Below are 20,698 nucleotides of genomic sequence, written 5' to 3'. Positions count from 1 at the left end.
CTGTCCTGAACTAGATTTAGTCCAAATCTGGGCATGCAGCAAGCAAATTTAAAGAGGTAAGGTCAGGATAGCTCCCGCGCCGCCTCGCGGATCGTCTGCATCAGAATCGATTGCGGCGCCGACGGCACGGCATCGGCCCGCATCGTCAGCCCGACCGGCCCCCTGGTCTCGCCGGTCTCGATCGGCAGAAGCGCCAGCCGCCCATCGGCGACATCGCCGGCCACCACGCCGTTGGAAATGATCCAGATCGCGTCGCTTGCCCTAAGGAAGGCGCGGCCGAAGGCATCCGACACCGTCTCGATCTGGTTCGGCAGGCTGGAGACGCCGTTGGCGATGAGGAAATTTTCGACAACCGGCCGGATGATCGAACCGCGCGTTGGCATCAGCACCGTATAGTCGCCGAAGGCTGAGAACAGCGACTGCCGGCCGTCAAGCAGCGGATGACCGGCGCGCACGGCAAACACGACCTGTTCGGAATAAAGGTGTTCGAAGGAAAAGCCCGCCATCTTTTCGGCGCCGGCTAGGCGCCCGACGACCAGATCGAGGTCGCCGACGCGCAGCTCTTCCAACAGCACCGCGTTCTCGCCGGTGACGATCTTCACTCGGCTCCACGTCTTCTCCTGGAGGAAGAGCTCCATCGCCCGCGGCATGATACGCGACGAGACAGTCGGCAGGGCGCCGATGCGGATCGGCGGCGCTTCGGCGAACTGTTCCTGCGACACGGAATCGAGACCCTGGCGCAGTGCCGTCAGCGCCGCTCCGGCATGGCGTAGGAAAACCTCGCCGTAGCGGGTGATCTTGATGCCGCGGCCGTCGCGCTCGAAGACGTCGACGCCCAGCACCTGTTCCAGTTCGCGGATCGTCTTCGTCACCGCCGGCTGGCTGACATGCAGCAATTCCGCCGCCTTCATCACGCTCTTCTGCCGCGCCACCTCGACAAAGGCCTGCAGATGGCGAAACTTGATACGGCTGTCGATCATCGACCACATAACTCCTGGGTTATCGAAAAGCCAGAAAATATCATTTTACTTAACCGGATCAACCATCCAATTTCACTGTCAGGAGTATTTGCGATTGGATGGTACGGCGGGGTGAGTTTGGCGAGACGCCGCCCCACTCGGGCTTGACCCAAGGATCCACGACGCAAATGCTGGTGGCTGCCGTGTGGATACTCGGCTCAAGGCCGAGCATGACGGAGGGTGGAGAGACCGACGGAGCCATTCTCGGCGTGGGTATTCGTCTCGAAACGCACTTCGCCAGTGGAACCAAACGATGCCGGCCCCTCGGCTGAGCTAACTTGATGAGGATGTGAAGTGCAGTTCGCCCGCATAAACGACGTCACGATCCATTATCAGGTCATCGGCGCGCCTGCCGACCGGCCGGTGATCGTCTTCATCAATTCGCTCGGAACGGATTTCCGCATCTGGCGCGACGTCGTGGTGCGGCTTGCCGGCGACTTCGCCATCATTCTTTACGACAAGCGCGGCCACGGCCTTTCCGATGTCGGCCAGCTCCCCGCATCGATCGAGGATCATGCGACCGATCTCGCCGGGCTGCTCGATCTGCTGTCGGTCAAGAACGCCGTCATCTGCGGCCTGTCCGTCGGCGGCCTCGTTGCCCTATCGCTCTATCAGCGCCGGCCGGATCTCGTCGGCGCCCTCGTCCTCAGCGACACCGCCCATAAGATCGGCACGGCAGAAAGCTGGAATGCCCGCATCGCCGCGGTCGAGAAAAACGGCATCGGCAGCATCGTCGACACCATCATGGAGCGCTGGTTCACGCCCGCCTTCCGCCGGCCCGAGAACACAGCCTATTCAGGCTATTGCAATATGCTGACGCGCCAGCCGGTTGAGGGTTATATCGCCGCCTGCGAAGCGATCCGTGATGCCGATTTCACCGAAGCGGCCAAGAGGATCACGGTCCCGACGATCTGCGTCGTCGGCGACCAGGACGGCTCGACGCCGCCCGATCTCGTGCTGGCAACCGCCAAGCTGATCCCCGGCGCCCGTTACGAGGTCATCCCGGACTGCGCCCATATTCCCTGCGTCGAGCAGCCGGAAGCGCTGACGGCGATCATCCGCGCCTTCCTCACATCGATTTCGCCTGGAGAAAGCAGCCCATGAACGAGACTCCCTCCGAACGCTACCGGCAGGGCATGGCGACCCGCCGCGCCGTGCTCGGCGATGCCCATGTCGACCGTGCCGCCGCGACCGCCACGGAGTTCGACCGCCCCTTTCAGGAGCTGATCACCGAAGCGGCCTGGGGCCATGTCTGGTCGCGGCCTGTCCTGACCAAGCGCGAGCGCTCGATCGTCACCATCGCGCTGCTGGCGGCGCTCGGCCAGGACGATGAGGTCGCCATGCATGTGCGCGCCACCGCCAATACCGGAGCCACCCGCGAGGATATCTGCGAGGCGCTCCTGCATGTGGCGATCTATGCCGGCGTTCCCGCCGCCAACCATGCGATCAAGATCGCCAAGCAGACCTTTGCACAAATGGACGCCGAAAAGGCGGCCTGAGGGGGAAACATGTCCGAATTGGTCAATCGCAAGCCGGAGACCGGCGCCTTCTTCGCCCGCGACCGCGCCTGGCACGCGCCGGCGCTGACGCCCGGCTACAAGACGTCGGTGCTGCGCGCGCCGCAGCGCGCGCTGCTGTCGCTCGACGGCACGATCTCGGAGACGACAGGTCCGGTCTTCGGCCATTCGATGATCGGCGAGCTCGACAACGACCTAATCCTGAATTATGCGCGGCCCGGCGAAAGCGCCATCGGCGAACGCATCATCGTCCACGGCCGCGTGCTCGATGAGCGGGCAAAGCCGGTTGCCGGCGCCCTGGTCGAATTCTGGCAGGCCAATGCCGGCGGGCGCTATCGCCACAAGAAGGAAAGCTATCTGGCGGCGATCGACCCGAATTTCGGCGGCTGCGGCCGCGCCATCACCGATGAGGAAGGCCGCTATCATTTCCGCACGGTGCGGCCCGGCGCCTATCCCTGGCCGAACGGCGTCAACGACTGGCGTCCCGCCCATATCCATTTCTCGATCTTCGGCCACGGTTTTGCCCAGCGGCTGATCACCCAGATGTATTTCGAGGGCGATCCGATGATCTGGAGATGTCCGATCGTCGGCACGATCCCGGACAAGGCGGCGATCGAGCAGTTGATCGCGCCGCTCGACTGGGGCAACACCATTCCGATGGATTCACGCGCTTATAAATTCGATATCGTGCTGCGCGGCCGCCGCTCGACGATGTTCGAAAACAGGCTGGAGGGCAATTGATGCAGCAGCTCGGCTATCTCAAGGAAACCCCGTCGCAGACGGCCGGTCCCTATGTCCATATCGGCCTGACACCGAATTTCTGCGACATAACAGGCGTCTATGACAGCGATCTCGGCGCCCAGATGATCAACGACAAGACGCTCGGCGAACGCATCACCGTCACCGGCCGCATCTTCGACGGCGCCGGCGCCCTGGTGCGCGACGCCGTCGTCGAGATCTGGCAGGCCGACAGCGCCGGCCTCTATAACAGCCCCTCGGAAATGCGCGGCGCCGCCGACCCGAATTTCACCGGCTGGGGCCGCTGCCCGACCCGCGCCGAGGACGGCGTCTATAGCTTCGAGACCATCAAGCCCGGCCGGGTCCCGTTCAAGGACGGCCGCAGACAAGCCCCGCACATCACCGTCTGGATAGTCGCCCGCGGCATCAATATCGGCCTGCAGACGCGCATGTATTTCCCGGAGGAGACGGAAGCCAACGCCGCCGATCCGCTGCTATCGCGCATCGAACATCGCGAACGCGTCGCGACGATGGTCGCCACCCGCGACGGTGCCATCTGCCATTTCGACATCCGTTTGCAGGGTCCTGACGAAACGGTGTTTTTGGATATTTGAGGGGCTGGTCGGTGGCTGCGATGGAAAGCCCTGTGCCAGTAGCCCCCTCACCCTACTCTCTCCCCCAGGGGAGAGGAGATGTGCCATACGAGATGACATGCCCATAGGCACCGGCGCTGCCCCATATCCCTTCTCCCCTCGGGGAGAAGGTGGCGGCAGCCGGATGAGGGGGCCGCAGCCACAAAGAGCAGACCATGACCGCATCGCCCTTCGACCACCCCTTCCTCTCCGGCCTCGTCGGCGACGACGAAATCGCGCCCTATTTTTCCGCCGAAGCCGATCTCCGCGGCATGCTCTCTTTCGAGGCCGCACTCGCCAAGGCCGAAGCCGATCACGCCGTCATCCCCGCGGAAGCGGCAAGACAGATCGCCGCGGCCTGCACCGGCTTTTCCCCCGATCTCGCCAGTCTTCGCGCGGCAACGGCGCGCGACGGCGTCGTCGTCCCCGATTTCATCAAGCAGCTGCGCGCCGCGGTCGGCGAGGAAGCGGCCAAAAACCTGCATCTCGGCGCCACCAGCCAGGACGTCATCGACACCAGTCTGATGATCCGGCTAAAGGCCGTGGTTTTCCTGTTTGCCGGTCGGCTTTCCGCCGTCATTGCAGGGCTGGACGGGCTCGACGGCCGGTTCGGCGGCAACCGGCTGATGGGCCATACCCGCATGCAGGCGGCGATCCCGATCACTGTCGCCGACCGTCTCGCTGCCTGGCGCGCGCCGCTGACGACCTATCGCGACCGCCTGACCGAGCAGAATTTCCCCGTCCAGTTTGGCGGCGCCGCCGGCACGCTGGACAAGCTCGGGCCGCAGGCCACAGCCATCCGCGCCTCACTCGCCCAGGAACTCGGCCTCACCGATATGAGCCAATGGCAGAGCACGCGCCTTGTGATTGCCGATATATCAGGCCTGTTCGCCTCGATCTCGGGCAGCCTCGGCAAGATCGGCCAGGATATCGCCCTGCTTGCCCAGGTGGGCCGCGAGATCGAAATTTCAGGCGGCGGCACGTCCTCGGCCATGGCCCACAAGCAGAATCCCGTCGCCGCCGAAGTCCTGGTCTCGCTTGCCCGCTTCAACGCCACGGCGCTCTCCGGCATCCACCAGTCGCTCGTCCATGAACAGGAACGCTCGGGAGCCGCCTGGACGCTCGAATGGCTGCTGCTGCCGCAAATGGCCATGGCAACGGCCGCCTCGCTGCGGCTGGCAAAGGAATTGGTGGGGAATATCAGGCGGCTTGGAATAGCCTGAGGCCACGGCCCCAAGTCGGATTCGCAGGTGAGAGCGCCCAATTGTTTTTTCGATCGCGCGCAACCATCTAATAGGCATGACTTGCGGAAAACGCCCGCCTCGAGCAGCCCATTTACCGAAAACCAACCATACTGGGTTGCTTTCCGACGCGAAAGCCGATTGCTTAGGAAAATCTACTTCTTCTTCCGCTAGCGGTTAGGAGAATGAAAGGGGGCGCAGGCAAACCCGTGGAATTCTGCTGCTTCGCATCGGGATAAACTATGAGTACGATGGCGAAGCGGGAAGGCCGGTTTGAAAAACGATGACGACAGAACTGTTTCAGATAAAATTTTGGGGCGTCCGCGGCAGTATTCCCGTGTCGGGCCCCGAATTCGACCGCTACGGCGGTAACACGTCCTGCATCGAAATTCGCTGCGGAAACCATCGGATGCTTTTCGACGCAGGCTCCGGCCTGCGCGAGGCGGGGCTGTCATTGCTTGCCGACGGCGTCAGCGACGTCGACCTGTTCTTCAGCCATTGCCATTACGACCACATTATCGGCCTGCCTTTCTTCAAGGCGATTTATTATCCCTCGATCAACGTCAACATCTGGTCGGGCCATCTCGACGGCAAGATGAGCACACGCGAAATGGTCGAGCAGTTCATCAGCCCACCCTGGTTCCCTGTTAAAACCGACATCTGCCAGGCGACGATGAACTTCCGCGACTTCCATGCCGGCCAGGTTCTGAGCCCGCATGAGGGCATCGAGATCAAGACCTTCACGCTCAACCATCCGGGCGGCGCCATCGGCTACCGCATCGAATGGCAGGGCCGTTCGATAGCGCTGATCTACGACATCGAGCACAATCCCGGCAGCTATGATCCCGTCTCGCTGGAGATGATGCAGGGCGCCGATCTCGTCGTCTACGACTGCACCTACAATGAAGACGAGATGCAGCGTTTCAAGGGCTTCGGCCATTCGACCTGGCAGCACGGCACCGAACTTGCCAAGATGGCCGGCGCCAAGCGCTTCGCGCTGTTCCATCACGCCCCCTCCCGCACGGATGAACAGTTGGCGCAGATGGAAGCGCAGGCCGAGGCCGCTTTCCCCGGCGCCTTCGCCGCCCGCGACAATCAGACCGTGGTGATCTGAACCATCGGCAGCTCGCAATGCGCGAGCTGCTGAGGGAACAGATGCAGGGTCAGGCCGTTTCCCCAGAATCGCAAGATCATCAACGGGGTATCAGCCATGACCGTGCTTTCCGGAAACTGCCTTTGCGGGCAGGTGCAGCTTTCTGTTCGCGGCGAAGCTTTGCGCGTCGGCATCTGTCATTGCACCGACTGCCGGAAGGAGAGCGGCTCGGCCTTCACATTCTATGGAATCTGGCCCGCCGCTCAATTCGAATATTCAGGGGAAACCGGCGAATTTCGCGGCCGGCATTTCTGCACCGGCTGTGGTTCGCGGCTGTTTTCCGTCGATGACGAAGAGGCCGAAATCAAGCTCGGCATTTTGTCCGAAGCCCCGACGCCCCTCGTGCCGCGCTACGAACTGTGGATCAAGCGCCGCGAAGCGTGGCTGCAACCGGTGGAAGGCGCCGAGCAGCATGAGGAGGACCGAAGGTGAGCGTGGCCGGCCTCGTCCGGCATCGCGTCATGACGGTCGCAGGCATCGAGACTTTCTATCGCGAGGCCGGTCCACCGGCTGCTCCGGTCCTGTTGCTGCCGCACGGCTATCCCTGTTCGTCCTACGAGTTTCGCAATCTGATGCCGCGCCTTGCCGACCGCTGGCGTCTGATTGCCCCGGATTTCCCCGGCGCCGGCTACAGCGGCACCCCCGACGATTTCGACTACAGCTTCGACGGCTATGCCGCCTGGCTGGAGGCTTTTGTCGGCGCGGTCGACGTCGGCCGCTTCGCCCTCTACCTCCATGATTTCGGCTCGCCGATCGGCGCGCGGCTGGCAATCAGAGATCCGGGGAGGATCACGGCGCTGATCATCCAGAATGGCGACGTCCCCTATGAAGACGCCCTCGGGCCGAAATACGCGGATATCGAGGCGACATGGAGCCTCCCGCCGGCGGAGATGAGAAAGGCGCTGGCCGACGCGATCAGCGAAGAGACTTTCAAAGAGGAATTCCTCAATGATCTGCCGCCGCCTCTCGCCGAGACCATCCCGCCGGATCTTTGGAAGCTGCATTGGTCGCTGGTGACGCCGCGGCGCAAGGAAATCGCCATCGACCTGATCGCCGGATTGAAAGAGAACCGCGCCTGGTTTCCCGCGCACCGGAAATATCTGAGAGAAAACAGGCCGCCGACCCTGATCGTCTGGGGGCCGAACGACCACTACATGCCGGAAAAGTCGGCGCGGGCCTATCTCCGCGACCTGCCGGATGCCGAACTGCATCTGCTCGGCGGCGGACACTGGCTGCTCGAGACGCATTTGGAGCCGGTCACGGCCCTGATACGGGACTTCCTCGGACGCGTTCATGCCGTCTGATTGACGGACTAGGTTTGCAGCAGCGCCGGCGCTCCCGACCAGCGGACGGCGGGATGCCGGCCTGTCGCCGCAAACAGTGCCGACAGGAAATTCCAGGCGGCTGCGTCGTGCACCAGATGGTGGGTCAGCACCCCGATCGGCTCGTTGCTGCTGGCAAACCGGTCGCGCAACTCCGCCACCAGTTCGGCCACCAGCTCCTCGCCGCCGCGGCCGCCGCGCGTGCCGTGCCAGTCGATGATGTCGACATGGGTGTTGAGAAGCGGCAGCGGGCCGCCCGGCTTGGCCCGCCCGTAGACGGAAAGCGCTGCAAAGCCGAGGCCGGGCAACGCCGGGATGAGGGCGGCGTCGATCCGGTTCCACGGCGGCACCAGCACCGGCAGGAAACGGTCGGGATGTCGCCGCTCCAGCAGCCGGAACCCTTCGGCCAGTTCACCGAGCACGACGTCCGCCGGCCGATCGCTGCCGAGTTCCTGCTTTTTACGCTCCGGCCCGGCATGGTTCGTATGCGACCAGCCATGCACTGCGACACTGACGGCGGATTCCGCCGCCAGCCGGGCGGCCAGCGCCTCGCCGGTCAGGCCGGGAATGACGGCGAGCGTCAGCGGCACCGCGCTCTCGCCGGTGACCGCCAGCAGCCTTTCCAGATGAGGCGTCGGCTCGATCGCATCGTCGTCGCGCAGCCAGAAGCGGGCCACGCGGCCGGCGGCCTGCCAGCGGTCGAGCTCGCGCTGCAGCGGCTCGAAGCTCATCCGGTCGATCATCGCACCACTCCCGTTGCTGCATAGTCGCGCAAAATCCCGTCCAGCCGCGCGGCCGCCGTCGCCAGCGAGCGTTCCGCAAGCACGAAGCGCCGCGCCGCCTGCCCCATCGCGTCGCGCTTTTGCCCGTCGTCAAGCAAGGCCGCGACGGCGCCGGCATAGGCGGCGACATCACCCTCGGGCGTGAGCAGGCCGGTCACCTCGGGTTCGACCACGGCAGGCACACCGGCCGTTTGCTGCGCGACGACAGGCAGGCCGGCGGCCTGGGCTTCCAGATAGGCAAGCCCGTAAGCCTCGCCGCAGCCGGGCCAGACATAGAGGCCGCCGCATCCGAGCAAGCCGGCGATGTCAGCTCCATCCCGCTCGCCCAGCCATTCGATGCGGCCGGCGGGGAAATCCGCAAACAGCGTCTGCACCTGCTGGCGCATCGGACCGTTGCCGATGACGGCAAGCGTCCAGGGCCGGCCTTCGATCAGCCGCAAAGCCTTTGCGAGCATCGCATAACTCTCCATCTTGTCGCCGCCCCGCATCATTGCCACCACCATCAGCCGGCGCGGATCGGGCTCCGGCGACAGACTCTCGAACGGCGCGGTGTCGATGAAGGGTTTGAGGCCGGCAAGGCGCGCCTGCGGAAAGGCGGCCGCAAGCCCGGCCTGGTCTCGCCCGGTGAAACAGATATTGACGGCCGCCTGCAGGACCGCCTCGCCCACGCGCTTCTGCTGCGCCGCCCAGCCGGTCCCGTCCCGCTTTGCCGCATAGGAGGCCTCGGCGGTGACATAGGGAATGGCGAATTCGGCTGAGATCGCGGGCCCGAAGGGATCGGGCGATTTGTAATAGGGGTGATAGCAGAACCAGAGTTCGGGGCGCGTCGCGGATTGCCATTTCAGCCGCAGCCGCTCGCCTTCGAGAGCGATGGCGTTTCCGAGCGCGGCTGCCGCCTCCTGGGTTGCGGCATAGGTGCGGAATTCGGAGACGACCTCCACCTCGTGCCCGGCAAGCGCCAGCGCCCGGATCAGCAGCCGTGCCATCAGCCGATCGCCCGACGGCACCGGATGGTTCGGCGATTTCATCGGCGCGTAGAAAGCCACCCGCATGCCGCATCCCTTATAAGACAGACTGTTTCCAAATCGGCGCTCACGGCCGGGCGAAAAATTCCGCTATTGTCCCATTCCCTAAAACTTGCGCATAAGCATATGGAATGTGATCGCGCTCGAAGCAATTCCGCCTTTTTCGCAATCTCTAAGAGCCTGCGGTTACATCGACAAGAACGGGAATGAATGACGACGGCCTCAGTCACAGGGATTTTTTCGGAGCGCGCGATCAGACGGGCGAGGCTTGGTTCCGGCCTCATCATTTTCATTTTCGTCCTGCTGCATTTGTCCAACCATGCGCTGGGGCTGATTTCGCTTGCCGCCGCCGACAAGGCCCGCCACCTTTTCCTCGCCATCTGGCGCAATCCCGTCGGCACCACGGTGTTTTACGCCTCCGTGCTGACCCATATGGGGCTGGTGCTGCGCGCCATCTACATGCGCCGCAGCCTGGTCATGCCGAAGGGGGAGACGGCGCAGATCGTGCTCGGCCTGCTGATCCCGCTGCTGCTGATCGATCATGTCATCGGCACGCGCATCGCCCATGAGCTCTATGGCTATTTCGACGATTACGAGACGGTCGTCGAGCAGCTCTGGATCAAGAACCCGGCGAATGGCGCGCGCCAGGTGCTGGGCGTCATTGCCGTCTGGTTCCATGGCTGCATCGGCATTCATTTCTGGCTGCGCTACCGGCCGCGGTATGCGGGCTCCGCGCCGCTGCTCTTGGCGCTGGCGATCCTCGTGCCGGTGCTCTCCGTTCTCGGTTTCGTCCAGATGGGCCGCACCCTTGCCGATCCCTCCTATCAGCTGGCGACCAATCCTTATGAGGTGAACCTCAACGCCCACTATCTCCAGGACCCCGAGGTTCGCGCCCGGATCGCCGCTGTCCGCGCCGGGCTCTACGGGGCGTTCTCAGCCTCGCTGCTCATCGTCGTCGTCGCCCGCGCCCGGCGCCGGCTGAAGGAGCGCCTCGATCAGGTGGCGGTGCATTATCCGGGTGGCGAGGTGATCCGCGTGCCGCGCGGCTTCACGGTGCTGGAAGCAAGCCGGCTCGGCGGTCTGCCGCATTATTCCGTCTGCGGCGGCAAGGGCCAATGCTCCACCTGCCGCGTGCAGATCCTCGGCGACTATGAAAGCCTGCCCGCGCCCGACAAGATGGAACAGACGACGCTCAAGCGCATCAATGCCGGCCCTGACGTCCGCCTTGCCTGCCAGCTGCGCCCGGACCGCGACGTGGCGGTCGCACCGCTTCTCGTGCCGGCGGTCGAGACCGCCCTTCCCGCCAACAGCCAGGAGACCAGCCCCGGCCGCGAACGCGAGATCGCCGTGCTCTTCGTCGATATCCGCCATTTCACCACGCTGACGGAAACGCGCCTGCCCTTCGACGTCGTCTTCCTGCTGAACCGCTATTTCGCCATCATCGGCAAGGCGGTGGAGCAGGCGGGCGGGCGGCTCGACAAATTCATCGGCGATGGCGCCATGGCGCTCTTCGGCCTCGGCACGACGCCGGAGGAGGCCTGCCGCCAGGCACTGACCGCTGCCGCGGCAATCGTCGCCGAGATCGAAAAACTCGCTGCAGAACTCGCCGACGAATTGACGCTGCCGCTGCGCATCGCAATCGGCATCCACACCGGCCCGGCCGTCGTCGGCACGATGGGATATGGAAGGGTGCGCAGCATGACGGCGATCGGCGATACGGTGAATGTCGCAAGCCGGCTGGAAAGCGCCGCCAAGGAATTCGAGGCGGCGATCGTCATTTCCGAGCCGGTGGCGACGCTCGCCGGCGCCGATCTTTCCGGCATCGAAAGCCGCGAAATCAACGTACGCGGCCGGGCCCTGCCCTTGAAAGTCTATGTCATTCCGAGAGAGAAAGCGGCAGAACCGCTCGAAGGAAAAGACTGATGCCCGGCAAGCCCTGGCTCACCGCCAAATATTGGAGCCGCCGCCTGCGCAAGGCGCGTAATGCTGCGGCATCGCGCATCTTCGACACCCGCTTCGGCCGGCGGCTGCTGATCGAAAATATCGGGCCGCGCGTCGTCTCGATGACGGTCGACGCCGGCGATCATCTGATGACGTTTTCGCCTGCCGACTATATCGGCCGCAAGGTCTTCCGGAAGGGCCATTTCGAGCGCGACGCCGTCGACCGGCTGATCGTCATCCTGCGCGAACGCGGCCTGCTGAGAAAGGAGGCGACGCTGCTCGAGATCGGCGGCAATATCGGCACCCAGACCGTCTATTTCGCCTTGAGCGGCACTTACGCTGAGATCGTCAGCATCGAACCGGACCCGCGCAATTTCCCGCTGCTCGAGCTCAACATCCGCCAGAACCGGCTGGAAGAGAAGGTTCGCCTCGTCAATTGCGCCGCCGGCGAGCGGGACGGCGAGATCGACTTTTTCATGAACCGCAACAATCACGGCAAGAGCAGCGCCCTCCGCCAGAGCCCGACCGACAAGAAGATCAGCGTGCCGGTAAAGCCGGTCTCCGAGATCCTGGCCGACCTCTCGATCGATCCGGCGACGATCGGCCTCGTCTGGATGGATATCGAAGGCTACGAGCCCGTCGCCTGCCGCTCGATGCAGCCGCTGCTTTCCCGCCGCGTGCCGCTTCACATGGAGTTCACGCCGCTGTTCTACGGGGCTGAGGGAACGAGAACTTTCATATCGATGCTCTCCGGCTACTACGAGGACTGCCTCGTGCTCTTCGAGGACCGCGAGGAGGAGATGAAGGTGCGCGATCTGCCGGTGGAGTTCGATCAGTATAACGTGCTGTTTTTGCCGTAGCTGACCGCCGTTGGCAACGGGCCGAGCGCCCCTCTCTTCCCGCAATACTCAAAGGCGCAGTCAAGCTATCCGCGGCACGCGCCATGTTCACATCGACGCCTTGTGCAAGCCCGAAAAAAGCAGTTAGCTGGCATCGCTGGGAACGCTCATTCCGCACAGGTGGACGAGCATCGGAACGCTAGGTGCGCTGAGACGTGTCCGCATTGCGAGGGGGAGCTCGTGCGCTGGTCCAAACCGCTCAGAGTGCATCTCGGCGTCCTGGTCGTCGCGTCGTTGCTGTGCACGTCGATGCCCATCATCTGGATGGCATTCTGGCAGGGAAGCGCTGCTGCGGTCAGCGCCGGCGCGCAGCAGATGCGCGAGATGAGCTTGCGGCTGATCGAGGGCTATAAAAGTACGCTTCAGGGCGGCACCGAGGCGGTGGCGCTGGCATCGACCCTGCCGCAGCTCATTTCCCCGCCGTCTCAGGATATCGAGCCAAAACAGGACGTCTTTCTCGAGGTTCTGCGAAACGTCCCCGAGGCGACGAGCGTTTACACCGGCTATCCCGATGGCTCCTATCTGCAGGTCATCAACACCGCCAGAAAGGATGTCCGTAAGGCGCTGGCAGCGCCAGATGGCACGGCCTTCGCGATCCGAACGATCGCGGAGAGACAAGGCGCGAATGTCATCTCGACGCTTCGCTTTCTCGACGGCCGGGCCAGACCGATCGGCGAGCGGGACATCAACTACGCATCTTTCGATCCGCGGCAGCGTCCCTGGTACCAATCCGTCGTCCAGGATGGTGTGCCGGTTTCCGTCGGGCCTTATGTGACCGGAACGCTCAATGTTCCGACGCTGACGATCGCGGCGCCGATGAAGGGTGACGGCCGAGTGGTCGTCGGCATCAACATTCATCTGCAGACGATCGGCCGTCTGCTGAATGCGCAGGGGATTTCTCCGCATGCCCGAGCCTACATCGTCGATGGCGGCGGCAATCTCGTGGCTCATTCCGACGCTCAGATCATGAGCAGGATCATCGGATTGTGGGCGAGAACATCAGGCGCCTTCGCCGCGACGGCAAACAGTTTCGACAGGAGCCTGGAAGCTGTGGTCAGGCTCAGGCAGGATCCCGCCTTCGCAAGCGGCGGCCTGGCGCGGCTCGATATCGAGGGCGAAAGCCACCTGGTGCAGATCGTCCCTGTCAGCGTCTCCGGCCTGTTTAAGGGCAGCACGGCCGCCATCGTCGTGCCGCTCGAAGACCTCGTGGAGGAGGCGCATAGGCTGCTCGTTCGCAACCTCCTGATCGCCGGCGCCCTGTTGATCGCCGGAGTCGGCGCATCGGTGGTGCTTTCCCGCATAGTCAGCCGCTCTCTCTATCGGCTCGCCGACGAGGCGCGGCGGATCGGTGATCTCGATCTTGGCGAGAAGGCCGTCTCGCATTCCTGGATAACGGAGATCAACACACTGGCCGGCGCGCTCTCGGCAAGCCGCCATGCCATTGGCCAATTTGCCCTCTACGTTCCGCGTGAAGTGGTCCGTCGCATCATCAGCCCTGAAGGGCGCGCGGTCGTCAAAGCCAAGCGCCAGGATGTAACCGTGCTGTTCACCGATATCAGGGACTTCACGACCATATCCGAGCTTAATTCTCCGGAAAACGTGGTCGATACGCTGTCAGCCTATTTCGAGCTCTTGAACATCATCGCCGAGCGCCACGGCGGGACGGTCGTGCAGTATCTCGGCGATTCCATTTTCGTCATGTGGAACGCCCCCGTTGCGGATGCCAGACATGCCGAAAACGGCTGCCGCTGCGCGCTCGCGATGAAGGCGGCAATCGACGGCCTTAACGAGGAGAACAGAGGGAACGGCCGTCCTGTTCTCATCACGCGATTTGGCCTGCACACAGGCCCGGCCGTCGTTGGCAGTTTCGGGGCGATTTCGCGCCAGCAATACACGGCCATGGGCGATACGATCAATGTCGCCTCACGCCTGGAAGGATTGAACAAGGAATTCGGTACGTCGATCCTGGTCAGCGCCGCCATCCATAACGCCGTCGGCGATCGTTTCGCGTTTCGGTCGCTCGGTTTGGCACAGGTGAAGGGCCGGGCGGAGAAGGTGGGTATATGGGAATTGGTCGGGGAGAGTGGCGGCCAAATGTCTGGGCGCGAATAAGCGACCTCCTATTCCTCGTGAGGGATTACCTCCGACAAGAGAGGAAGATAATGCTTTCCCTAGCGTCGTTCAAAGTCTTCGGGCAATCCCCATCGCCCACTGATAACGGCCTACCGGGCCAAAAGAGAAACTGAGGCCATCATTCCGCTCCACACGCAGGCAAACCAGACGATGCAATAGTCGAGGGACCCGAATAGGCTGACGCCGAATTCGCACTTTGGAGTCGTGCAATCTGCGGGAACGTATGCCGCGCCGTAAGCGACGACCGAGGCAAAAGCGAGTCCGCATATTGCGTACAGAGCCGCCTTGGCGCGGGAGAATTTTGGATTCCCAATGGACTTGACGCGAAGCCTACGCATCAAAAAGAATGAAAGACACAGACAAGGCACTGCGGTCGCCGCTACCGCCGCAGATATCGAAATCGGCGTTCTGCTGAAATAGATCGCAAAAACATTGGCATAGAGATACCCTAAAACCGGAACGCAGGTGATCGCGGAAGACCAAGTCCTTGGATTTTCGCGGAACATGACCCAAAGACTGCCAATTGCAAGCAGCATTGGTATTGGAGGGAAATGCCAATTCAAAAGCAGCTTCAACAAGGCGCACCTGCGGCTATACGGTCTTGGTGTTCCGGCTCAAGGTGCGGCATTCGCTGCTCAACACCGCCTACGTCCTGCGATACAGAAAATACCGCCCTTCCTTGATCCCCTCCGGCAGCGGCAGCGCCGCCAGCTCGGGATGCTCCAGCGGCAGGCCGCTGACGGCGATGCCGTTGGGGGCGAGCACGCCGGCCACCAGCTGCGGCAGCCAGGTCAGGATCACCGCGTCGATCTCGTCATGGCCGGTGCCGATATCGGCATGGGCGAGCGCCGCGCCGATGCCGAGGAAGGGCTGGCCGGAGTCGCGGATATTGCCGGTTACCATATCTTCCGGATCCGGAGTCGAGGCCGAATAGGAGCGGACCTCCCAGTCGAAGGCGATGATGCGGCGGCCGGGAAAATTTTCGCGCAGATGGTCATAGGTGCGGCCGTTGCCGAGGCCGAATTCCAGCACCGGGCCTTCAATTTCTGCGACCATATCGGTGATCGCGTTCAAAATATCGCGTTGGGCCGTCAACCGGCGAATGAAGCTGTCGAGGCGGCTCATTGAAATCCGTATCCGTCATGAAATCGTGAGCGCGTGCTAACACCGAAACCTTGCCAAGTCGATTGCCGTAAATGGGAATTGGCGTTGCAGCACCGATATGGGTCTGTGCTAGGATCGATGACATGGAAACCGTGACCGACGAAGACTTCTTTGCCGCCGTGCCGCTCTTCAGCGCCTTCGAGGGCGTGACCGATGCCGCCAACTATCGGCCATTGCCCGATGGATGGGTGTTGGCGCTCGCCGATATCGTCGGCTCGACGCAGGCGATCGCCGGCGGTCGCTACAAGGACGTCAACATGGCCGGCGCCAGCGTGATCTCCGCGGTGTTGAATGCCGTCGGCAAGGGCGACTATCCCTTCGTCTTCGGCGGCGACGGCGCGCTGATCGCGCTGCCAGGCGCGCTCGAGCAGACGGCGCGAGAGGCGCTCGCCGCCGTGCAGGTCTGGGTCGAGGAGGATCTCGGCCTGATGCTGCGGGTCGCGATCGTCCCGGTTGCCGATACCCGCGCCGAGGGGCTCGACGTGCGCGTCGCGCGTTATTCCGCAAGCCCCTATGTCACCTATGCGATGTTCTGGGGCGGCGGCACCAGCTGGGCGGAACGGCAGATGAAGCGTGGCCACTACGCTATCGAGCGCGCCGCCCCGGGAACGCGGCCCGATCTCACCGGCCTCTCCTGCCGCTGGAGCCCGATCGATGCGCAGAACGGCGAGATCGTCTCGATCATCGCGGTTCCCGGCGAAGGCCGGCCGGGCGAAGAATTCCGCGACCTCGTCAACGGTATCGTCGCCATCACCGGCGAGCAGAACCGCGGCAGCCATCCGGTGCCGGCCGGCGGCCCGGATTTCGCCTTCTCGCTGCACGGCATCAATCGCGAGGCCAAGGCCACGGCACCCGCCGGCCGCCGCTTGCGCCAGAAGCTCTTCATCTTCCTGCAGCTCGCCATCACCGTCCTCTGCTACCAGCTCGGCATTCCGCTCGGCCGCTTCGACGCGCGCCGCTACAAGCGCGACGTTGCCGGCAATTCCGATTTCCGCAAGTTCGACGACGGGCTAAAAATGACGGTCGATGTCGATGCCGAGCACCTGAAACGCATCGAGACGCTGCTCGAAGCCGCGCGGGCAAAGGGCATTGCCCGCTATGGCCTGCATCGGCAGGCCTCGGCGCTGATGACCTGCTTCGTGCCGACGCCGATCTCGCGCGACCATATGCATTTCATCGACGGCGCATCCGGCGGTTATGCCGTGGCCGCAAGCCGCATGACCGGCAAGGCGCTTTCTACAGCGCCGACCGTCGTTTAGACGCGCAAAGTCGCGATCGCCTACAATGCGCCAGAATCTATTTTTCGTAATGAAATCGGCATTGGATGATTTCCAACTGCTGGTCTGAACCCTTGCCAGTAACGCAGTAGACGAGTCGATGCTCTCCGAGGATACGCCGGGACCAAAGTCCGGATAGATCGCCCTTCAGCGGTTCCGGCTTGCCGAGACCTTTAAAGGGCGATCTTTTTGTATCCTTGAGCAGTTCGTTGATTTTCTCGACCATCTTCTGGTCGGTTTTCTGCCAGTATTGGTATTCTTCCCAGGAAGTCGGGGTCCATAGCAGCTTCATCTCAGAGAGTCGGGTCGCTCTCTATCACCTGGCCCTTGCGAAGCTGTGCGATGCTTTCACGCAAGCGGGCGGAATTGGCAGGCGTCGAGAGCAGGTGCAGCGTCTCTTGCATGCTTTCGTACTCGCTTTCGGCAATCAAGACCATTGCTTCCGAACCTTGACGAGTCACGAGCAGAGGAGCCCGAGAAGACAGGACCTGATCAAAATAGGTTGCGATGTTCTGCCGGAACTCCGTCAATCGGACGTGTGCCATCGATCATTCTTTCATTGCTCACGAATGTACGGATATATGTACATATCCCCAAAAAGTCAAATACGCGATCGCCCCTCTGTCACGCCTTGACGACGTGATCGGCCGACAGGCCCAGCCGGTTGAAGACGTTGCGGGTGTCGATGATCAGTGCTGCGCTGTTCGCGATCGCCGCATAATCCACGCTCTCATGGTCGGTCGCCACCAGAACCGCATCGTAGCCGGAAACGGCGTCCGGCGTCAGCGCCACCGATTTGCGGCCCTTTAGCGCCTGGTGTTCGCGCGTCGGCGGGATTTCGGCGACGAAGGGGTCGTGATAGTCGGCGCGTCCACCGCGTTCCTCGATGATCTCGATCAGCCGCAGCGACGGGCTCTCTCTTATATCGGCGACGTTCTTCTTGTAGGCGAGCCCGAGCACCAGCACCCGGCTGCGGCTCAGCGCCTTGCCGGCGCGGATGTCAAGCGCTTCGGCGAGCTTGCCGACGACATGCCGCGGCATCGCCGAATTGATCTCGCCGGCCAACTCGATGAAGCGGGTCGGCAGCTCGTATTCGCGCGATTTCCAGGTGAGGTAGAAAGGATCGATCGGGATGCAATGGCCGCCAAGGCCGGGGCCGGGATAGAAGGGCATATAGCCGAAAGGCTTGGTCTTGGCCGCGTCGATCACCTCCCAGACGTCGATGCCCATCGCCGCATAAACGGTCTTCAATTCGTTGACGAGGGCGATGTTGACCGAGCGGAAGATGTTTTCGGTGAGCTTCACCGCCTCGGCCGTCGCATTCGAGGAAACAGGCACAACCGTCGATACCGCCGCACCATAGAACGCTTTCATCAGCGCCAGCGCCTCGGGCCCGTCGCCGGCGACGACCTTCGGGATGGTGGCGGTTTGATAATGCTGGTTGCCGGGATCCTCGCGCTCCGGCGAGAAGCCGACGAAGAAATCCGCGCCGGATTTCAGGCCCGTGCCTTCGAGGATGACCTTGACGATATCGTCGGTCGTGCCGGGATAGGTGGTCGATTCCAGCACGACGAGCTGACCGGGGCGCAAATGCTGGGCGATCGAGCGTGACGTCGCCTCGACGAAGGAAAGATCGGGATCGCGATGTTTGGTGAGCGGCGTCGGCACGCAGATGATGATGACATCGCAGGCGGCAAGCCCGGCGAAATCGGTCGTCGCCCGGAAGCGTCCCGCATCGATCTCGGCGGCAAGCGCCTCGTTGCTGACCGCGTCGATATAGGAGCGGCGGGCATCGAGCGCCACCATCTTGGAAGGATCGATGTCGAAGCCGGTGACCGCAAAGCCGCTGCGCGCCACCGCCATCGCCAGCGGCAGGCCGACATAGCCGAGGCCGATGACGCCGGCGCGTGCCGCACGGGTTTCGATCTTCTGCAAAAGCGTGTCGAAGGTGGAGGTGGCCAAGGCAGGATCTTTCAAACCGAGAAATTCAGAACGCTGATCTAATGCATGATGACGGCGAATTAAACCCGGTCCTCTTCTCCCCGGCGGCAATAGCATGCCGGCGCCACAGGTTAGCCCCTCCCCCTTGTGCGGAGGTGTTGGGGAGGGGTTTTGGGTGTGTCAATCGACCGGATGCTGTTCAAAGACCCTTAGCCGGGTGTGGCCAAAATGTCCCGGCAGATCGCCCGATGCAACTTTGGAGCACAAAAAAATTCCGCTCCCATTGTTTCGCATATGCAGCATCCCTATTTTGACTTTTGATAATGAACTGCCGCGAAAGGACCATCCTCCGGCCCCCGCCCCGGGGAACTGAGGGGCGCTGCTGCCGGGCTTTCGGCAGATCGTTGACACAATATTGCCGCTCGTACATCCTGATTTCCCTGTGACCTGCGCATGAAAATGGGCCGGCCAAGGGATTTTTGCCTCTTGGGGATGGCGTGCCTTATGAGGATTCTACCGAGAATGAGCACGATCGACTCCAGCGTGTCGCCCATCCTGTTGGACCGGGTCGCCGAATGGCTGACGAATTCTTCGCTGGCAGGCGACGATCTCGAGAACATCGTGCGCGGCTTTTGCGAAAGGATTGCCGCCGCCGGCCTGCCGATCGCCCGCGTGCACCTGACGTTCTCAATGCTGCATCCGCTTTACGACGCGCTGAGTTTTACCTGGCGGCGCGCCAGCGGCGTCACCATCGAAGGCTTCCGCATGCCGGCCGGGCAGAAGCCGGATCGCTTCCTCCAGAGCCCCTATTATTACCTGCTTGACAACAACCTGCAGCACATCCGCCGCCGGCTGAGCCAAGAAGGACCGGCCGAATTCCCGATCTTCGAGGACCTGCGCAAGGACAAGTTCACCGACTACCTCGCCTTCGTGCAGCCCTTCGGCGACGGCTCGGTGCAGGGCATGATGGGCTCGTGGTCGACCGATCACCATAACGGCTTTTCCGACGACATGATCGACGCGCTTTTGAGAATGCAGAACCATCTGGCGGTCGCCGCCAAGATGGCGGTGCTCGGCAAGCTCGCCAACAACATGCTGACCACCTATCTCGGCGGCGACGCCGGCAAGCGGGTGCTGAACGGACAGATCCGTCGCGGCGACGGCGAGACGATCCGCGCGGCGCTCGTCATGGGCGACATGCGCGAATCCACCATGTATGCCGAAAAGGAAGGCCGCCAGGCCTATATCGACACGCTGAACCAGTTTTTCGATGCGATCGCCGCCCCCTTCAACCGCAATGGCGGCGAGATATTGAGCTTTCTCGGCGACGGCTTCCTGGCCGTCTACCCCTGCGGGCGCCACAAGGACCCGTCGAAAATCGCCTGCGAGGCAGCGCTTTCGGCCGTCCACCAGGCACAGGCGCGGGTCGCCGAACTCAATAGCGATCGCCAGCAGAAGGGTCTCAGCAAGATCGGCTACGGCATCGGCCTGCATGTCGGCAACGTCATGTTCGGCAATGTCGGCCTAAAGGACCGCCTGACCTTCTCCGCCTTCGGATCGGCGGTCAACGAGGTGCAGCGGCTGCAGATCCTGACCAAGAAATACGGCCGCGAGGTTGTCGCCAGCCAGGCCTTCGCCGGTTATTGCGGCGGCGAGTGGACGCGGCTCGGCGAAGAGAAGCTGCGCGGCATCCGCCAGAAGGTGACGGTGCTGCAGCCGCGCGCGCCGGCCCCGGAGATCCATGTGGACGAACATTTCCGCGAGGCCGTGCAGAACGGACTTTCCGAAGCCGAGCAGGTCATTCTGCTGCACCGGGATGCGAAGCAACAGGTCAAGCGCACCAGCATGGAGAAGTTCATCCAGTAAAACGCCAGGCCGGCACCGATAAAATTGCGTGTTTCGTCCGCACCACCA

Annotated in this window: 21 protein-coding genes; 13 read left to right on the top strand and 8 right to left on the bottom strand. The window is 62.9% G+C overall.

Translation table 11 applies throughout. The annotated features are described in order from the left end of the window. Positions 1–62: 62 nt before the first annotated feature. On the bottom strand, positions 63–980 hold the full coding sequence (gene pcaQ, locus AMC88_RS23715; protein WP_064826294.1) for a pca operon transcription factor PcaQ: 918 nt from the start codon (positions 978–980) through the stop codon (positions 63–65). A gap of 333 nt (positions 981–1,313) precedes the next feature. Here pcaQ and pcaD point away from each other — a divergent pair, with 333 nt between their 5' ends. The 8 genes from pcaD (at position 1,314) to AMC88_RS23675 (ending at position 7,604) form a co-directional block, all read left to right on the top strand. Beyond that, positions 1,314–2,123, top strand: a complete 810-nt coding sequence (gene pcaD / locus AMC88_RS23710; RefSeq protein WP_064826152.1) for a 3-oxoadipate enol-lactonase — start codon at positions 1,314–1,316, stop codon at positions 2,121–2,123. Next, positions 2,120–2,518 carry a 4-carboxymuconolactone decarboxylase gene (gene pcaC / locus AMC88_RS23705; protein ID WP_016736535.1) on the top strand — a complete coding sequence of 133 codons (399 nt, stop codon included), beginning with the start codon at positions 2,120–2,122 and terminating at the stop codon, positions 2,516–2,518. Before pcaD ends, pcaC begins: the two co-directional genes overlap by 4 nt. A 9-nt stretch (positions 2,519–2,527) precedes the next feature. Beyond that, positions 2,528–3,277, top strand: coding sequence for a protocatechuate 3,4-dioxygenase subunit beta (gene pcaH / locus AMC88_RS23700; RefSeq protein ID WP_064826151.1), 750 nt, complete (start codon positions 2,528–2,530; stop codon positions 3,275–3,277). After that, a complete protein-coding gene (pcaG, locus tag AMC88_RS23695) occupies positions 3,277–3,888 on the top strand; it encodes a protocatechuate 3,4-dioxygenase subunit alpha (RefSeq protein ID WP_012490449.1) in 612 nt (203 codons plus the stop codon). Before pcaH ends, pcaG begins: the two co-directional genes overlap by 1 nt. Positions 3,889–4,082: 194 nt before the next feature. Next, entirely contained in the window at positions 4,083–5,129 is a 1,047-nt protein-coding gene (locus AMC88_RS23690; protein ID WP_029531928.1) for a 3-carboxy-cis,cis-muconate cycloisomerase, read from the top strand. Positions 5,130–5,430: 301 nt separating this feature from the next. Then, the gene (locus AMC88_RS23685; protein ID WP_012490447.1) at positions 5,431–6,261 is read left to right on the top strand and encodes an MBL fold metallo-hydrolase; all 831 of its coding nucleotides are present in this window, start codon (positions 5,431–5,433) and stop codon (positions 6,259–6,261) included. 96 nt (positions 6,262–6,357) lie between these two features. Further along, positions 6,358–6,732, top strand: a complete 375-nt coding sequence (locus tag AMC88_RS23680; protein WP_012490446.1) for a GFA family protein — start codon at positions 6,358–6,360, stop codon at positions 6,730–6,732. A 29-nt stretch (positions 6,733–6,761) separates the two neighbouring features. Further along, entirely contained in the window at positions 6,762–7,604 is an 843-nt protein-coding gene (locus AMC88_RS23675; protein WP_046977164.1) for an alpha/beta fold hydrolase, read from the top strand. A gap of 8 nt (positions 7,605–7,612) precedes the next feature. Here AMC88_RS23675 and AMC88_RS23670 read toward each other — a convergent pair whose 3' ends face one another. Continuing rightward, positions 7,613–8,365, bottom strand: coding sequence for a polysaccharide deacetylase family protein (locus AMC88_RS23670; protein ID WP_064826150.1), 753 nt, complete (start codon positions 8,363–8,365; stop codon positions 7,613–7,615). Beyond that, the gene (locus AMC88_RS23665; RefSeq protein WP_064826149.1) at positions 8,362–9,456 is read right to left on the bottom strand and encodes a glycosyltransferase family 4 protein; all 1,095 of its coding nucleotides are present in this window, start codon (positions 9,454–9,456) and stop codon (positions 8,362–8,364) included. The genes AMC88_RS23670 and AMC88_RS23665 overlap by 4 nt, the downstream gene beginning before the upstream one ends. 183 nt (positions 9,457–9,639) lie before the next feature. On the opposite strand from AMC88_RS23665, the gene AMC88_RS23660 reads away from it, so the two are divergent. The 3 genes from AMC88_RS23660 (at position 9,640) to AMC88_RS23650 (ending at position 14,381) form a co-directional block, all read left to right on the top strand. Continuing rightward, on the top strand, positions 9,640–11,352 hold the full coding sequence (locus AMC88_RS23660; RefSeq protein ID WP_064826148.1) for an adenylate/guanylate cyclase domain-containing protein: 1,713 nt from the start codon (positions 9,640–9,642) through the stop codon (positions 11,350–11,352). Further along, positions 11,352–12,230: an FkbM family methyltransferase gene (locus AMC88_RS23655; RefSeq protein WP_064826147.1), complete on the top strand. Its 879-nt coding sequence runs from the start codon at positions 11,352–11,354 to the stop codon at positions 12,228–12,230. The genes AMC88_RS23660 and AMC88_RS23655 overlap by 1 nt, the downstream gene beginning before the upstream one ends. Before the next feature lie 219 nt (positions 12,231–12,449). Beyond that, the gene (locus AMC88_RS23650; protein WP_064826146.1) at positions 12,450–14,381 is read left to right on the top strand and encodes an adenylate/guanylate cyclase domain-containing protein; all 1,932 of its coding nucleotides are present in this window, start codon (positions 12,450–12,452) and stop codon (positions 14,379–14,381) included. Between the two features lie 110 nt (positions 14,382–14,491). On the opposite strand, the gene AMC88_RS33270 is transcribed toward AMC88_RS23650, so the two are convergent. Next, positions 14,492–14,980 carry a hypothetical protein gene (locus AMC88_RS33270; protein WP_150128066.1) on the bottom strand — a complete coding sequence of 163 codons (489 nt, stop codon included), beginning with the start codon at positions 14,978–14,980 and terminating at the stop codon, positions 14,492–14,494. Between the two features lie 67 nt (positions 14,981–15,047). Continuing rightward, the gene (locus AMC88_RS23645) at positions 15,048–15,527 is read right to left on the bottom strand and encodes a class I SAM-dependent methyltransferase (protein WP_010024037.1); all 480 of its coding nucleotides are present in this window, start codon (positions 15,525–15,527) and stop codon (positions 15,048–15,050) included. Between the two features lie 122 nt (positions 15,528–15,649). On the opposite strand from AMC88_RS23645, the gene AMC88_RS23640 reads away from it, so the two are divergent. Beyond that, complete coding sequence (locus AMC88_RS23640) at positions 15,650–16,825, top strand: DUF3095 domain-containing protein (protein WP_012490438.1); 1,176 nt, start codon at positions 15,650–15,652, stop codon at positions 16,823–16,825. A gap of 37 nt (positions 16,826–16,862) precedes the next feature. Here AMC88_RS23640 and AMC88_RS23635 read toward each other — a convergent pair whose 3' ends face one another. From AMC88_RS23635 to AMC88_RS23625, 3 genes are all read right to left on the bottom strand, one after another. After that, on the bottom strand, positions 16,863–17,135 hold the full coding sequence (locus tag AMC88_RS23635; RefSeq protein ID WP_010025739.1) for a Txe/YoeB family addiction module toxin: 273 nt from the start codon (positions 17,133–17,135) through the stop codon (positions 16,863–16,865). A 1-nt stretch (position 17,136) separates the two neighbouring features. Further along, positions 17,137–17,388, bottom strand: coding sequence for a type II toxin-antitoxin system Phd/YefM family antitoxin (locus AMC88_RS23630; protein ID WP_010025738.1), 252 nt, complete (start codon positions 17,386–17,388; stop codon positions 17,137–17,139). Between the two features lie 79 nt (positions 17,389–17,467). Beyond that, positions 17,468–18,805 (bottom strand): nucleotide sugar dehydrogenase, encoded by a 1,338-nt coding sequence (locus tag AMC88_RS23625; RefSeq protein ID WP_010025737.1) that lies wholly within the window; start codon positions 18,803–18,805, stop codon positions 17,468–17,470. Between the two features lie 501 nt (positions 18,806–19,306). Here AMC88_RS23625 and AMC88_RS23620 point away from each other — a divergent pair. Further along, positions 19,307–20,650, top strand: coding sequence for an adenylate/guanylate cyclase domain-containing protein (locus AMC88_RS23620; protein WP_064826145.1), 1,344 nt, complete (start codon positions 19,307–19,309; stop codon positions 20,648–20,650). The last annotated feature ends 48 nt before the right edge of the window (positions 20,651–20,698 follow it).

It is taken from the genome of Rhizobium phaseoli (assembly GCF_001664385.1).
Classification (GTDB): Bacteria; Pseudomonadota; Alphaproteobacteria; order Rhizobiales; family Rhizobiaceae; genus Rhizobium; species Rhizobium phaseoli.
This window is presented reverse-complemented; position numbering and strand designations above follow the sequence as displayed.